Source organism: Sulfitobacter sp. JL08, from assembly GCF_003352045.1.
Taxonomy (GTDB): Bacteria; Pseudomonadota; Alphaproteobacteria; order Rhodobacterales; family Rhodobacteraceae; genus JL08.
Map to the genome: position 1 here is coordinate 2,465,829 of NZ_CP025815.1, position 14,594 is coordinate 2,480,422.

General features: G+C 56.8%; 15 protein-coding genes. 10 read left to right on the forward strand and 5 right to left on the reverse strand.

Features of this window, described 5'->3' with window-relative positions; genetic code table 11:
• Positions 1-13 precede the first annotated feature (13 nt).
• Genes C1J05_RS12080 through C1J05_RS12090 form a run of 3 tightly spaced genes read left to right on the forward strand, consistent with a single transcriptional unit; the run spans position 14 to position 2,607 of the window.
• Entirely contained in the window at positions 14-820 is an 807-nt protein-coding gene (locus C1J05_RS12080) for a TatD family hydrolase (protein WP_114870462.1), read from the forward strand.
• A complete protein-coding gene (locus C1J05_RS12085) occupies positions 820-1,617 on the forward strand; it encodes an MBL fold metallo-hydrolase (protein WP_114870463.1) in 798 nt (265 codons plus the stop codon). Before C1J05_RS12080 ends, C1J05_RS12085 begins: the two co-directional genes overlap by 1 nt.
• Positions 1,618-1,668: 51 nt before the next feature.
• Positions 1,669-2,607: an AEC family transporter gene (locus C1J05_RS12090; protein WP_114870464.1), complete on the forward strand. Its 939-nt coding sequence runs from the start codon at positions 1,669-1,671 to the stop codon at positions 2,605-2,607.
• Here the strand turns inward: C1J05_RS12090 and C1J05_RS12095 are convergent.
• The 3 genes from C1J05_RS12095 to C1J05_RS21485 are packed head-to-tail and all read right to left on the reverse strand — an operon-like array spanning position 2,545 to position 4,924.
• Positions 2,545-3,141, reverse strand: coding sequence for a hypothetical protein (locus C1J05_RS12095; RefSeq protein ID WP_114870465.1), 597 nt, complete (start codon positions 3,139-3,141; stop codon positions 2,545-2,547). The two genes, C1J05_RS12090 and C1J05_RS12095, sit on opposite strands and share 63 nt — an antisense overlap.
• Positions 3,138-4,247, reverse strand: coding sequence for an exo-alpha-sialidase (locus tag C1J05_RS12100; protein ID WP_162798053.1), 1,110 nt, complete (start codon positions 4,245-4,247; stop codon positions 3,138-3,140). Before C1J05_RS12100 ends, C1J05_RS12095 begins: the two co-directional genes overlap by 4 nt.
• Entirely contained in the window at positions 4,244-4,924 is a 681-nt protein-coding gene (locus C1J05_RS21485) for a hypothetical protein (protein WP_162798054.1), read from the reverse strand. Before C1J05_RS21485 ends, C1J05_RS12100 begins: the two co-directional genes overlap by 4 nt.
• A gap of 193 nt (positions 4,925-5,117) precedes the next feature.
• Between C1J05_RS21485 and C1J05_RS12105 the strand changes: the two genes are divergently transcribed.
• Positions 5,118-6,194, forward strand: coding sequence for a tyrosine-type recombinase/integrase (locus tag C1J05_RS12105; protein ID WP_162798055.1), 1,077 nt, complete (start codon positions 5,118-5,120; stop codon positions 6,192-6,194).
• A 402-nt stretch (positions 6,195-6,596) separates the two neighbouring features.
• On the opposite strand, the gene C1J05_RS12110 is transcribed toward C1J05_RS12105, so the two are convergent.
• Positions 6,597-7,166 (reverse strand): HNH endonuclease, encoded by a 570-nt coding sequence (locus tag C1J05_RS12110; RefSeq protein WP_114870468.1) that lies wholly within the window; start codon positions 7,164-7,166, stop codon positions 6,597-6,599.
• A 14-nt stretch (positions 7,167-7,180) separates the two neighbouring features.
• Here C1J05_RS12110 and C1J05_RS12115 point away from each other — a divergent pair, with 14 nt between their 5' ends.
• The 6 genes from C1J05_RS12115 (at position 7,181) to C1J05_RS12140 (ending at position 13,656) form a co-directional block, all read left to right on the forward strand.
• A complete protein-coding gene (locus C1J05_RS12115; RefSeq protein WP_114870469.1) occupies positions 7,181-8,116 on the forward strand; it encodes an aldo/keto reductase in 936 nt (311 codons plus the stop codon).
• A 334-nt stretch (positions 8,117-8,450) separates the two neighbouring features.
• Positions 8,451-9,380 (forward strand): endonuclease/exonuclease/phosphatase family protein, encoded by a 930-nt coding sequence (locus tag C1J05_RS12120; RefSeq protein ID WP_114870470.1) that lies wholly within the window; start codon positions 8,451-8,453, stop codon positions 9,378-9,380.
• Between the two features lie 377 nt (positions 9,381-9,757).
• Positions 9,758-10,882, forward strand: coding sequence for an ABC transporter permease (locus tag C1J05_RS12125; RefSeq protein ID WP_114870471.1), 1,125 nt, complete (start codon positions 9,758-9,760; stop codon positions 10,880-10,882).
• Entirely contained in the window at positions 10,879-11,688 is an 810-nt protein-coding gene (locus tag C1J05_RS12130) for an ABC transporter ATP-binding protein (RefSeq protein ID WP_114870472.1), read from the forward strand. Before C1J05_RS12125 ends, C1J05_RS12130 begins: the two co-directional genes overlap by 4 nt.
• Positions 11,689-11,704: 16 nt before the next feature.
• Positions 11,705-12,991, forward strand: a complete 1,287-nt coding sequence (locus C1J05_RS12135; RefSeq protein ID WP_114870473.1) for an MlaD family protein — start codon at positions 11,705-11,707, stop codon at positions 12,989-12,991.
• Complete coding sequence (locus C1J05_RS12140; RefSeq protein WP_254684589.1) at positions 12,988-13,656, forward strand: ABC-type transport auxiliary lipoprotein family protein; 669 nt, start codon at positions 12,988-12,990, stop codon at positions 13,654-13,656. The genes C1J05_RS12135 and C1J05_RS12140 overlap by 4 nt, the downstream gene beginning before the upstream one ends.
• A 468-nt stretch (positions 13,657-14,124) precedes the next feature.
• On the opposite strand, the gene C1J05_RS21490 is transcribed toward C1J05_RS12140, so the two are convergent.
• Positions 14,125-14,265, reverse strand: coding sequence for a hypothetical protein (locus tag C1J05_RS21490; RefSeq protein ID WP_162798056.1), 141 nt, complete (start codon positions 14,263-14,265; stop codon positions 14,125-14,127).
• Between the last annotated feature and the right edge of the window lie 329 nt (positions 14,266-14,594).

Consider the following 14,594-nt stretch of genomic DNA (forward strand, 5'->3'; position numbering starts at 1 on the left):
GCACAGGGGTAAGATGACACAACCACCGTCGATTACCGACAGCCACTGCCACCTTGATTTTCCCGATTTTGACGCAGATCGCGGCGCATTTATTCAGAACGCGCTGGACGCGGGCGTTATGCGTATGGTGACGATCTGCACACGATTGCGCCAGGAACCCGGTGTGCGCGCCATCGCAGAAGCGCATGATCCGGTGTTTTACGCCGCGGGCACCCACCCGATGAGTGCCGCACAAGAACCGCTGGCAACGGCAGACGAATTGATCGCGCTGTCGGCACATCCGAAATTTGTCGGCATCGGGGAAACCGGGCTGGATTACCACTATACGGCCGACAGTGCGGACGTTCAGCGCGCCTCGCTGCGCATTCACATCGCGGCCGCGCGCGACACCGGCCTGCCGCTGATCATTCATGCACGCGATGCAGATGATGATATGGCGCGCATCCTGACCGAAGAATACCGCAACGGTGCCTTTTCCTGTGTGATGCACTGTTTTTCATCGGGCGCGGAACTGGCCCGCGCGGCGCTTGATCTGGGGTTCTATCTGTCGATGTCGGGCATTGCCGCCTTTCCCAAAAGCCATGATCTGCGCGCGATCTTTGCCGCCGCCCCGGTCGACCGCATTCTGGTGGAAACCGACGCGCCCTATCTTGCCCCGCCGCCCCATCGCGGCAAACGCAACGAACCCGCCTATGTTGCCCACACCGCGCGCGCGGGCGCTGCGGTGTTCGGAATGGACTACGCCGAATTCGCCGCACAGACCGAACGCAATTTCGACCGCCTGTTCTCCAAAGCGGCCCGATACAAGGCGGATGCCTGATGGCCGAGATGAAACTGACCATATTGGGATGCGGATCATCGGGCGGAGTACCACGGTTGGGCGGGCATTGGGGGGATTGCGATCCCACCAACCCCAAGAACCGCAGACAACGCTGTTCGCTGCTGGTAGAGCGGATCACGCCAAGCGGCACAACGCGCGTTCTGATCGACACCTCGCCCGATTTGCGGGCCCAATTACTAGCTGCGGATGTGGGGCAGCTTGACGGGGTGCTTTACACCCACAATCATGCCGATCACGTGCATGGCATAGATGATCTGCGCATGATCGTGTTCAACATGCGCGAACGCCTGAACGTCTGGGCCGATGGCCCGACCCAAGAGGCACTTTATGACCGGTTCAGCTATGCGTTCGTGCAGCCCAAAGGGTCGTCCTATCCGCCGATCCTGAACATGAACACCATCGATGGCGATGTGACCGTAACGGGCGCGGGCGGCGCGCTGACCTTTACGCCGTTCACCGTCAATCACGGGGCGATCGATTCACTGGGGTTTCGCATGGGCGATGTGGCCTATCTGCCGGATGCCGCCGAAATCCACGAGGAATCCTGGCCGGTTCTGGAAAATCTGGAGTGCTGGATCGTCGATGCCCTGCGCCGCGCGCCGCATCCGACCCACGCCCATCTGGACAGAACGCTGGAGTGGATCAGGCGCGTTGCCCCCAAACGGGCGGTCCTGACCAATATGCACAACGATCTGGACTATGACACGGTTGCGGCCGAAACCCCCGATCACATCATCCCCGCCTATGACGGCATGACCCTGACATTTGCCGATTGATATGGCACGCACACCGCGCCCCCCGCACCTGACGGAAGCGGATTATCCGACATGAATGCTCTGATCCAAGTCATCCTGCCGGTTTTTCTGGTAATCGGCGCCGGCTACGGTGCCACGCGCACCGGTTTTTTCAGCTTTGAAAACGTCAACGGGCTAATGCGGTTCAGCCAGAATTTCGCCATCCCGCTTTTGCTGTTCCGTGCCATTTCCACGCTTGATCTGGGCGCGTCTTTCGATCCGCGTCTGTTGATCAGTTTCTATGCCGGCGCGGCCATCTGTTTTGCTGCCGGTATAGCGGGTGCGCGGTTGCTGTTCGCCCGACCGTGGGAAGACTGCATCGTGATCGGGTTCTGTTGTCTGTTTTCCAATTCCGTGCTGTTGGGCCTGCCCATCATGGAACGCGCCTATGGGGCTGGCGCATTGCAGGGCAATTACGCCATCGTCGCGCTGCATTCACCGTTTTGCTACGGGCTGGGCATCACCGTCATGGAAATCACCCGCAACCGCGGGCAAAGCGGCTGGACCATGGCGCGCGCCACGTTGAAGGCCATGTTCCGCAATGCGCTGATCGCGGGAATTGCCCTTGGATTTGTGGTGAACCTTTCGGGCTTTACCCTGCCGGTGCCCCTGACCGATGGCATGGATCTGATGATCCGCGCGGCCCTGCCTGCGGCCCTGTTTGCGCTGGGGGGTGTTCTGGTTCAGTACAAGCCCGAAGGCGATCTGAAAACAATTGCGATGGTGTGCGTTTTCGCGTTGCTGCTGCATCCCACGCTGGTCTGGGGGTTTGGCACCGCCCTGTCGCTTCCTGCTGACGCGTTTCGATCGGGTGTTGTGACAGCGGCCATGGCACCGGGCTTTAATGCCTATATCTTCGCCAATATGTACGGCCGCGCCAAGCGCGTTGCTGCCTCGTCGGTTCTGATTTCAACCGGCGCGTCGATTTTCACTGTCTGGGTCTGGCTGGGGCTTTTGGGTGGCGCGTCTTAGGATTGTGATCGGCAGTATGAACACCAGCAAGACATGGCTCAGGTGATCGAACAGGTTGGAACTTGCGATATCCAGCAACCACAGCGCCTGCGCCACTATGACCACGCCCAGCAACACGATATGGCCGCGCCACAGCGCACAGCCCGACAGCAGCACCGCCACAATCGCCGCGCCCTGTCCGCCGTATCCGTACCTGTAGGGATCCCATTCGAATACGCCCGCCGAGGCCATCAGGAAAAACAGGTAAAGACCAAAGGCCGCCAGCATTTCCGCGATGCTGTAAGGTTTCGTTTGAAACCCCAGACCGTGCGCCGAATTCTGCAGAGCCAGGGCCGGCAATAAAACACCGTAAGGGGCCAGAAGTGCGGTAAACATACCCGTCAGAAAGCTGGAATAGCTGAGCAGAACAATAACCGCAGACAGCCCGTAGCCCAAGGCGGTCGCCCGCGCAGGCGACACCACCAACCCCAGAATGCGGCTGATGCACCAGCCGAATACCACCGCCGCCGCGCAAAGTTCATAGACCGCCGTCATTGCGCCACGGCCCAGCTTTGGGTGAAGACATGCGCACGTATGCCGGTCTTGCCATCCACCGAATAGGTCAGGACAATTCGCCCGTCCGGCAGGTAGCGCATCATCGGGTAGCGTACCGCCCCTGCCCCCTGTTCCAGTGTTTTGCCTTTCGTCCATGTCCGCCCGCCATCCGCTGACAGCGCCAGACGCATCGTATCCGTCAGCTGCGCGTGATCGTTAAAGGCCATCAGGATACGCCCGTCAGGCAGGCCCAGCGCCGCCACCGGAGAGTTGGGATTGGGCAGTGCCAAAGGCGCGGGCCTGCTCCAGCTTTGGCCGCCGTCGCTTGTCCACGCGGCCAGCAACCTGTCGCTGTCGCGATCGAAATTGCGCAGCAAGGCCACGGCGTTTTTGGCATCTTGCGATACGATCATGGGCTGGATGCTGGCAACACCGCCGGCCATCCGGCTTTTGCCGCGCACCCGTCCCGACGCGGTTACACGCGCCAGCGCGCCATAGGCATTGCCCAATTCGAAATAAACCGGCAACCCGTCGATACCATCGGCGAACTCCACCATGGGCGACTTGACCAGATAGGACCGGTTCAGAAGTGGCGACAGGTTCAGCTTGCGCGTGGAAACAGGCACACCGTTTTCCATGTCCACCGCGGCGACCGATGACATGGCCCAGCCGCCCACAGACACGATTGTCGCCAGAAAATCGCCCGGTCTGGCATGAAACTCGACGCTGTTGCCCAGCGTCAGTACCGTTTGCGGCGGCATCATCACCGAGGTAAGCGATTGGCGGCTGAACACCGGTGCCGGCGTGTCAGCCTGCCATCCGGCTGCTGTTTCGCGCAGACGCGTGCGGAAAATCTGCGTGTCGTTCGAAGATTCGCGCAATCCGTCAAACCAGATCAGATCAAACCCGTCTTCTGTCACGTCTATCGCCGGTGCGTGTGCGGTACCGACGGGTGAAGTGTAGTCAAAAACTATTTCAAAGGCGGGCGGGCGCGGATCAGGCGTGACATCAGGCAGCGCAAAGCGCCATTCAAGCGCCGGGCGCAAGACCAGCCCCAGCCCCGCAAGGGCGCAACACAAAACAAATAGCGCCAGCCTGCCCGTCATGCGCGGGCAAAAAGGGCCGCATTGCGCGGTCGCAGAACAATCAGAAACAACAGGATCGACAGGGCAAATTCGCTTAACTCCGCGCGCTTTCCGTCCGCGATCAGAACGGTTGCGATCAGCGCCAGAACAAAGCCCAGTGAATGATGCCATGCAGGGACAGGAATATAGAACCAGTCCACCAGAACGCGCAGCCGTTCGGAACGTGCATAGAAAAACGGCCCGATCAGAAAAAACAGCACCAGAAACAGCGTCAGCAACTGGCCGAATATGATCTTGTTGATTTTCGCCTCGCCCACCATCAGATTGTGCAGATTTGTTTCGGCCTGATCGTTGTTTTCCTGGAAAAACGCGTTTGAGTCAAAGCCAAAGATGCGCTGTCCCCAGGACACTTCTTCGCCCGCACCAAAGATGAACAGAACGGTGGTAAAGACCATCATCGCGCTGAACCAGCCGGTCTTTGCGCCCCGACACACCAGCAAACGCCACAGGCTGATACCCGCCACGGCCAGCAGGAACCCTGCCGTTGCATATTCGATCACGCCGTCTTCGGGAACATACCAGTTTACATACATCACAGGATCATAGGCCGCGATCGCGACCCCGGCAGCCAGAACGCCGGCCAAAAGCACGTATAAACCGATTTCGAGTGCAGACAGGTCTTGCAAGGGTTTCTTCATAAAATCCGGCTTCCCCTGCAAGGATTGGTGCGGTCGAGAAGCACCTATGAGGTGTAACGCACCGTATCACCGTGACACAATTCGCCTTGTTTATATCATTCTAGTAGCTTTTCATGTACCAGAATGTAACACAGCGCAACAACTAAGTGGTAGACATATTGGTAGACAAATGAAGCACAAGTTAAGCAAAACAATGGTCGAAAAGTTAGGTGATGGCAAGCACGGAGACGGCGAGGGTCTGTATTTTTTCGTACGTGGAAAGAGCAAATCTTGGTCGTTGCGTTTCACCGATGCTGACGGTCGTCGCCGTGAGAAATCGCTGGGGGTATATCCCGCCGTTAGTCTGGAAGAGGCCCGCAAGCGTCGTGATGCAGGACCGGGCAAGCTGTCGGGCGCGCGATCCCACACGATGCGCGCTTGGGTTGGTCGTTGGCTCAAGGCGAACCGCCACGATCTGAAAGACAGCGGGCGCGCTGGCCGCTGGCTGTCGCCTGTGAAGGTCCATGTGCTGCCCGCATTGGGGCGGCGTGACGTTCGTGAACTGACCTTTGAGGACATACACGCGGCATTTGACCCTATATGGCGCACCAAGACATCTGCCAGCGCGAAGGCCTTGGATCGGCTGGGCAAAGTGCTGCGCTATGCTGAAACAGAACTGCCTGAGATTGACGTGCGCATAGTTCCGCGTGTGCGGGCGCGGCTGGGCAATCAGCGCCACGTTGTGCAGAACATCCCGTCGATGCCGTGGGCCGAAGTGCCTGCGCTGTACGCGACCTTGGGCGACACCCCAACTGAACTGGCGCTGCGTTTATTGATCCTAACCGCGACCCGTTCGGCCCCGGTGCGTTTTGCGCATGTCGATCAATTCGATGGCGACGTGTGGACCATCCCGGCGGCGAACATGAAGAACAGCACCCAGTTTCGCGTGCCTCTGTCTGACGAAGCGATGCGGGTTGTTGAATTGGCGCGGCCCCTCGCGCGGGAGGGGTTCCTGTTCTGCGCCTATAAAGGCAAGCCCATCAGCGACGCGGCCATGGCCCACTATCTGGCGCGAGAAGGATACGAGGCCCGCCCGCATGGCTTTCGGTCCAGTTTCCGCACTTGGGCCGAAGAAACGCAAGAACCTTGGCACCTCGCAGAGACGGCGCTGGCGCACAAGATCGGCAGCAAGACGGAACGCTCCTACAATCGGTCAGACCTGCTTGAACAGCGCCGCGCCGTCATGGATCGATGGGCTGACCACGTCACAGCGAAATGCTTAGAAGCATAAAGGTCATTTTACGTCAGGTCATAATCGCCGTCGCTTGTATTGGGCAACTGTAGCCGCTCACCATCCGGCAGAAAGAGAATGTCCAGACAGTCGCGGGACACATCTGCGTGCTATCGAGAACGCAGTATGGGGAAAAAGTCGCACCCGCTCCCCCTATAAGAGACAAAAGCCTTCGCTTACACTCAATAGTGGTAGTGACGTATTGAGCAACAAGTTCTTCTGGGTAGGGGTAAGTGAACTGGCGGCTCCCACCGTCCATCCGTTCATGAATCTTGTGAGCGTCACTGCCACCACCTCTTAATTTGCGCAGCCATGGGCAAAAGTCGTAGGCAGATCAAGAATCTTTAAGTCGCAAGGGACTGCTGATGAATCTCAATGTGCTGCTAAGCACGGACGGCGCTGTCACACAAAGAGTTGCTTCGACTGGTGGTACGGAGAGTGAGCAAGCAACCCGTCCCTGATCGCGTCGCATAGCTCGTTCTCGGCGATTATCCGATCCGCAGAAACCTCACAGAAGACGCATTCTGCCTCGCGATACCCATAAGCTTCCGCGACTCCGCGAAAGTCTGCATCGTCAAGGTCACGCTTGTTGATGTTGCACGTGATGCAGAGCGCTTGAAAGTTGCTGAGGTCGTCTTGACCACCCTTGTTGCGCGGAATGATGTGATCGACATGCAGGGCTACCTCTTCCGCAGATGCGCCACATAGTTCGCAACGGTATTTGGCACGTTTCAGAACCTCGTAGCGGATCGACCCAGGGACATACCCCTTAGCGTTAGACCGATGCTGCCAGATGTTGCTGCCCCGGCGTTCAATATAGTCGGCGATCTTCTCTTCACATTCCGCGATCAAGCGGTTTTTGTCTTCTGCTCCAACCTCGCTAAAGTCCTTCAATCGATAGCCACAAACAATATCGACCAGACATGCCACTTGCCAGCGTCTCAGAATGCCTGTTGTTCTCAGACAGATCATGCCAATGTTGCTGCATGAAACCTGAACTTCGCACCCCCGCCGGCACCCCGATATCCAAATTTTGCTTTGGCACAATGCAGTGGGGCGGTAAGGCTGACGCCATTGATAGCCGCGCCATGTTTGATGCGTCACGGGAGGCGGGCATCAATTTCTTTGATACAGCCCATGGGTATACTGGCGGCAAGTCCGAAACCTTGCTTGGCGAATTTGCGGCCACAGATCGAGACAACCTGTTCATCGCCACGAAATGTGCGTCGACCGGCGACTGCAGTCCCGAAGCGATAACGAAGGATGTCGAAGAAAGCCTAACCCGTCTGAATATGGACCGCGTTGACATGCTGTATATGCATCGCTGGTCAGATGACGTTCCGCTCGAAGCGACATATGAGGTGTTGGCTAAAATGGTGGATGCAGGGCGCGTTGGTCACATCGGTGTTTCCAATTATGCGGCTTGGCAGGTGATGAAAGCGGCTCGGGTCGCGGCATCATTGGACCTTAAGATTGAGATGCTGCAACCCATGTACAGCTTGGTCAAACGTCAGGCCGAAGTTGAAATATTGCCTATGTGCGCATCAGAAGGCATCGCCGTTGTGCCATATTCTCCGCTTGGTGGCGGCCTTCTAACTGGCAAATACAGTGTCGGCGATGAGGGGCGACTGACGCATGACCAAATGTACAAGGCGCGCTATGGCCAAAGCTGGATGCATGCTGCTGCAAGCGCTCTTTCTGACGTTGCCAAAGAAATGGGCATTTCCGCCATTACTCTCGCCGTTGCCTGGGTCGCCCACAATCCCAATATCACGGCTCCAATTCTCAGCGCCAGCAAATCCAGCCAACTAAAACCTTCCCTCAACGCAATCGAATATCAGATGGATGATGCAACTTACGCGCGGCTTACCGCACTCACCCCAACACCACCCCCAGCAACAGATCGGTCCGAGGAGATCTGACCTGACGACGGACACTGGCCAAAGTCCGCTTTTAGAAATGTGCTGTAGCGCCGTCGAAATCGGTCAATGTCCGGTGAGGGCCGAATGCGCCAGCTGGCCTGAACGACACGAAGTTCTGCTATCTAGGCTGTTGGTGTTGATAGCATCGTCGACCTCGGGGCAACAATTCATCGCAGGCTTAAGAAATGTGAGCTTACTCGTACGAGCTAGAAGGTCTCCTATTTTCTCCTACCAAGCGTCAAATAGCATTGAATATCCCGATATTGCGTCACATGTGGTCGTGTCGGCAAATTCGGCTAATCTGGGCAAATCTGAATGACCAAAGGTTCCATAAATGCGACTGGCTACGTTCAACGTACAAAATCTAAGACTGCGCCAGAGGCAGGGGAACCTCGTTCTTGATGGCGCGATGGATCAGGATTTTGACGACCAGCCTCGATTGGTCGAACAGGATATTGCTGACCGGCACATGACTGCAAAGGTCATTGCGGAAGCAAAGGCCGATATTGTTGCTTTGCAGGAAGTATTCGATGCAGAGACCCTTGAGTTCTTTTACACGCACTTTCTGCTTCCGGCCGGGTCGCCTGCCTACCCCACCCGTATTTGTCTACCAGGAAATGACGGGCGCGGTCTCGACGTGGCGGTGCTCTCGAAAATGGAACCGCTAAGAGTCAAAAGCCACGCGGACCTCACTGGAGCGGACCTAGGGCTAATAGATTTACCTGAAGAGCTTCGGGATCATCCGCTTTTTCGCCGCGATTGCCTCGAATTGGACTTTAATACCTTCACATTGTTTGTCTGCCATTTCAAAGCGCCCTATCCGGATGAAGGTAAGGCGCAGATTGTGCGTGAGGCCGAGGCGCGCGCTGTAAGAACTATCGTCGAGAACCGCTTTCCAAAGCCTGAAACCGAACGCTGGATGATTGTAGGAGACTTTAATGAGTCGTCGATGGGCAACGAAAATAAAACGACGGCGCTCACACCGTTAAAGCAGGGCTTTTCAGAGGATATTCTGGATCGTCTGCCACTCGGCACAGATTGGACCTTCGAAGTGCCGGACACGTATATTCACTCACGACCAGACCGCATTTTTCTGTCCACACGATTGGCAAGGGAGTATCCGCAAACTGTTCCCCAGATCGTACGAACAGGAATGACCCGATACTTCTATGAACTCGGCTCTATGGCTGTTCATGACGAATTGAAAAATCATAGCCACGCCAGCGACCATGCCCTCGTCTACGCGGACTTTCCGCTTCTCTAATCAGCGAAACTTTTTTGCTCGCTCATAATCAGATTTCAGTAATTGTAGGGCTTCAACCTGCTTGCCACAGCATGGCTCCGCCCGAGTCAAGCTCCATTCTTTGACCGAGGTCATGGAACCTCTATAGCGCAGCATATAGGGATCAAATGGCCGTGTCCTCGCGCTAAAGGTCTAGCTCGAAAAGGTTAAAAAGTTTGATTGGGTTAGTCAGTCCGCGCTCCTCGTAGGAACCACACGCCGTAAATGAATCTGGGCTTGCTTCGGGAAGCGGAGGTTGCAAGAGATCGTGAGAGACAGGCATTTGAAGGCCGCCTAATCCGGATCGCAGAAACAATAGTGTTGCGGTTCGCGCCAACTCGCGTTCAACTGTCTGTGTCATGGCCCAAACAACTTTGACCACCCAGAACAGCGATGCAGGCACTGTGCTGCATTTGCAGGGTCGCCTTGTGACGGCGGCACTGGCCTCAGTCGAACGTCAATTCGCAGAGTTTTCTGCGGCCTCTGGGCCGGTCACGGTGGATTTGTCTGATCTTGAAGCGTTGGACACGGGCGGCGCATGGATGATCGCGACACTTCAGGCGCGTTTGGCCCGCGACGGCGTCGCGATTGAGATTGCAGGCTGTTCCGAAGCGCGCAGGGAATTGATCGAAACGGTGACCCGGGCCTTGCCTGATACAGAAGGCGAAGAAGCGCCCCCACGTGGGTTTTTGCCATGGTTGGAACGGCTTGGACACAGCACATCCCAGTTTGGCAAGGCTGCGCTTTCCCTTTTGAACTTCGTAGGTCTCGTGTTGCATCGCTTGATGGGTACTGTCCTGCGGCCCTGGCGGCTGCGGGCCACGGCGCTGGTCAGCCAGATGCAAGAGGTCGGTTTGAATGCGGTTCCGATCATTGCTCTGATGGGTTTTCTGATTGGCGTGGTGCTGGCGTTTCAGGGGGCAGTGCAGTTGCGCCAGTTCGGCGCCGAGGTTTTTGTTGTCGATCTGATCGCGGTTTCGGTGCTGCGAGAATTGGGCATATTGCTGACAGCGATAATCGTGGCGGGGCGGTCTGGGTCGGCATTCACGGCCTCGATTGGTTCAATGAAGGTCCACGAGGAAATCGATGCCATGCGCACGCTGGGCCTTGACCCGATCGAAGTGCTGGTTCTACCGCGCGTGATCGCGCTTATCTTGATGCTACCCATACTGGGGCTGATCGCTAATGTTTTTGCTCTGTTCGGTGGCATTCTTATGGCCTGGATCGAACTGGGAATCAGTCCGGGCATGTTCGTAACGCGTTTTGTCGAGAACACGGATGTCTGGCATCTGGCTGTGGGTCTGATCAAAGCGCCGTTTTTTGCCTTCGTGATCAGCATTGTTGGCTGTTGGCAGGCGATGCAGGTGGGTGGTTCCGCCGAAAGCGTGGGTCAACGCACCACTGCATCCGTCGTTCAGTCGATCTTTCTGGTGATCGTCGTGGATGCGGGTTTTTCCGTATTTTTTCCGGAGATCGGCATATGAAGGACATTGCGACCAATCAGCCGATCATTGAAAAGCCCGCTGCGCGGGAAGCAGTTATCACCGTGAGCGGTTTACGGACCCAGTTCGGCCCGCAGATCGTGCATCAGGATCTCGACCTTGATGTCTGGAAGGGCGAGGTGCTGGGAGTCGTCGGCGGGTCCGGTACCGGAAAATCCGTATTGCTGCGCACGATAGTGGGACTTAACCGTCCAACGGCCGGAGACATCAGGGTGTTGGGGGTGGATGTCGTCAATGGTCCTGAAAAGGATCGCCGCGCGGTGGAACGACGTTGGGGTGTGGCGTTTCAGGACGGTGCCCTATTTTCATCGCTCACCGTGTTGCAAAACGTGATGGCGCCGATGCGCGAGCACCTCAACCTGTCTCACGGGCTGATGAAATCGCTTGGAGAGCTGAAGATAAGCCTCGTTGGATTGCCGCCCCTCAGTTGCGGCAAGTTTCCGTCCGAATTGTCCGGGGGTATGCGTAAACGTGCTGCGCTAGCCCGTGCATTGGCATTGGATCCTGAAATCGTCTTTCTGGATGAACCGACGGCCGGGCTCGATCCGATCGGAGCCTCAGCTTATGACGAGTTGATCAAGGATTTGCAGGCTTCGCTGGGATTGACCGTATTCATGGTGACGCATGACCTCGACAGTTTGTATGCGATCTGCGACCGTGTAGCGGTGATCGCTGAAAAACGCGTGCTGGTCGAGGGGCCGGTTAGCGAGATGAGTTCCGTCGATCATCCCTGGATCAGGGAATATTTTACCGGTCCGCGCGCCCGCGCGGCGCAAGACAAACGCTGAGAGGCGCGGCCAATCTATGGAAACCAAAGCCAGTTTTGTTCTGATCGGTGCTTTTACGCTTGCGGGCATCCTTGCGAGCTTCGGCTTTCTTCTGTGGCTGGCCAAGGTCGAAGTTGACCGGCAATACGCCTATTATGATGTGCTTTTCGACAGTGTTTCCGGGCTCAGCGATGCGGGCGATGTGCGTTACAACGGGTTGCCTGTCGGTCAGGTGGTTGCTCTAAACCTTGATCCCGATGATCCGTCAAGGGTGCGCGTGCGGCTGGAAGTGGGCGCAGATACGCCCGTAAAAACCGATACTATCGCCACCTTGCAATCGCAGGGCGTGACTGGCGTTAGCTTTGTGTCCTTGTCGGGTGGATCACCTGAGGCGGAGCGGGCAGAACAGGGCAGTGTGATCCGTTCGGAATCCAGCGCCTTGCAGTCCGTTCTGGAGGGCGCGCCGGTGCTTTTGCAAAAAGCGGTGCTGCTGCTTGAAGACATTAACAGTGTCGTAAACGAGAAAAACCGAACCGCGACCAGCCAGATCCTTGAAAACCTTGCCTCTGCCACTGGACGGATGGATCGCGCGCTGGAGAATTTCGAAACCTTGTCGGGCGACTTGGGCCTGGCGTCACGTGAAATTGCCGGTTTTGTCGGGCGACTGGACGAACTGGCGGAAACAACTGAAACCGCTTTGTTGGCGGCGACGGATACGCTGCAGACCGCCAAAAGTTCGCTCGAGAATGCCGACACAATGATAGCGTCGGCGAAAACGACACTGGGCACAATGGATGAGACATTCATCTCTGTCAGAACACTGGTTGATGGCGACCTTGGCGATCTCGTCCGTCAGGGTACTGCAACAGCGGAACAGGTCGGGGAGGTGCTGACGAGGGTGGAGCCGGTACTCACCACGACTTTGGATACGGCCACGACCGCGCTCGGCAGCGCGGAGCAGACGTTTGCTGCGGCCAACAAGGTTATTAGTGAAGACCTGGATGGCATCCTCACGGACACGCGCAAAGCAGTGACAGTCTTCACGACCACCATAGAAGACGCGACGGGTGACATTACCCTCATTTCACAAGAGGTGCTGAAAGCGTCGCGGTCCGCCTCCAGTTTTGCCAACACGCTTGAAGTCATCCTTGCGCAGAACCGCCGCCAAGTTTCTGATTTTTTGCGGGTCGGCCTGCCGGAGTTTCTGCGTCTGATGGAAGAGGCGCGGCTTTTGGTGAGCATCATGGAACGGTTTGTCGACCGTGCCCAACGTGATCCCGCACGCTTTATTCTAGGGACCCAAGGATCGGAGTTCAAACGTTGACCCTATCTGCTTTTCGCGCTTTGGCCTTTTGCAGCGTGGCCTGTGTGCTGACGGGTTGCGCCGGTTTGGCCACCCTGACGACAGCAACAACGCCCACCGACCTGTATCTTTTGACACCCAAAAGCACATTCGATGCCTCCCTGCCACGGCTCAGGCAGCAGATCGTCGTGGGCGAACCGACAGCGACTGCCGCTGTCAGCACCGACCGGATTGCGGTGATGCCCACATCGTTACAGGTCGAATACCTGCCGGGCGCGCGCTGGGTGGATCTGGCGCCGGTGATCATTCAGGCGCTTCTGATCGAGAGCTATGAAAATACCGGCAAAGTCGATGCCGTTGGCAGGTCGGCCATTGGTTTGCGCGCAGACTATCTGATTGTCACGGATGTACGCGAGTTTCAGGCTCGGGTGCCGCCGAATGCGCCACCTGAAAGCCTTTTGGAAGTGCAGGTGCGTTTGAATATCAAGGTGATTGACGCCGATCTCGATCAGATCATCGCTTCGCGTTCCTTTGAAAAAATTGTTCCCGCTAAAAGCGATGCGGCCGCAGACATCACCGAGGCCTTTGATGATGCTCTGGGCAGCACAATGCGCGATAGCATAGAATGGAGCATCAGAAAGATGCATTCCGATTCCGTATCAAAGGCAGCACCCGCCACCGACTGATAGATTGTGAGGGGTGCTTGCGATCTGGCCGCCGACGCAGTGTATCCTTGAAATACCCCTCGAACCTAAGCCCGTAAGACTCTATGAGACCCGCCGCCGCCCGCTGTGTCGTACCCTTGGGAATAACGCTCGCCTCCCACTGCCGTCGAAGAACCTCCAGACGGACCTCGCACAGCAAGTTTCGGAGGAACGGCGTCGGGTGCCCCTCGTACGGCTGGGACGCCGAGTGTGTCAGTAAGTTTTCCAACTGTCTTTCCTTTATTACCAAAATTAGCCCCCATTGCCGGGACCGGCCCGGCTGTGCCAAACGATCTTTAACGGCGCGTCCTGCGTTCTTAACCCCTTTCACGACGTGCGCCAGTTCAGGGATTTGCATCGACATCGTCTCGACCCACGGCACTTCCACCGCCATCGCGCCCAGATCGCGCGCCATGCGGTCAGCGTTGCCCTCCCCCTGTAGAGGGGCCGTCACGTCTGCCAATACACCTCGGGCCAGAAAATCAGCCATTCCTTCGCCGTCTCGTGCGTACGGCGCGCGTCGCCGTGGGTCTTCGCGCGCTCGGTAATAACGCACTGCACGTCGCTCAAAATATCGATGGCTTCCCTCATGTCATTTCCTCCTCTGCGCAAGTTCAGCACCGATGGCGATCATGCGATCCACCAGTTGCTGCGTCGACAGGTCAGCCAGCGCGCGCACCTCCTTAAACATCCCAAACATACTAAACTCTAAATATCTTGTTCAAAAAATTGCCTACAAATTTGTTTGTACCAAATGATTAAAGATAAGCGTGTAATCAGGCGTTGATGCAGGTCAAACCCAACTATTCAAAGCATGATGAGAACAGTTCTGCATTCTGAAAATCGAAAAAAAAATCCAGCGCAGATAGGCCACGCTTCCACGGCCCTACCCAAAAGCTCGAGGGTGGGGGGCCTCGGCT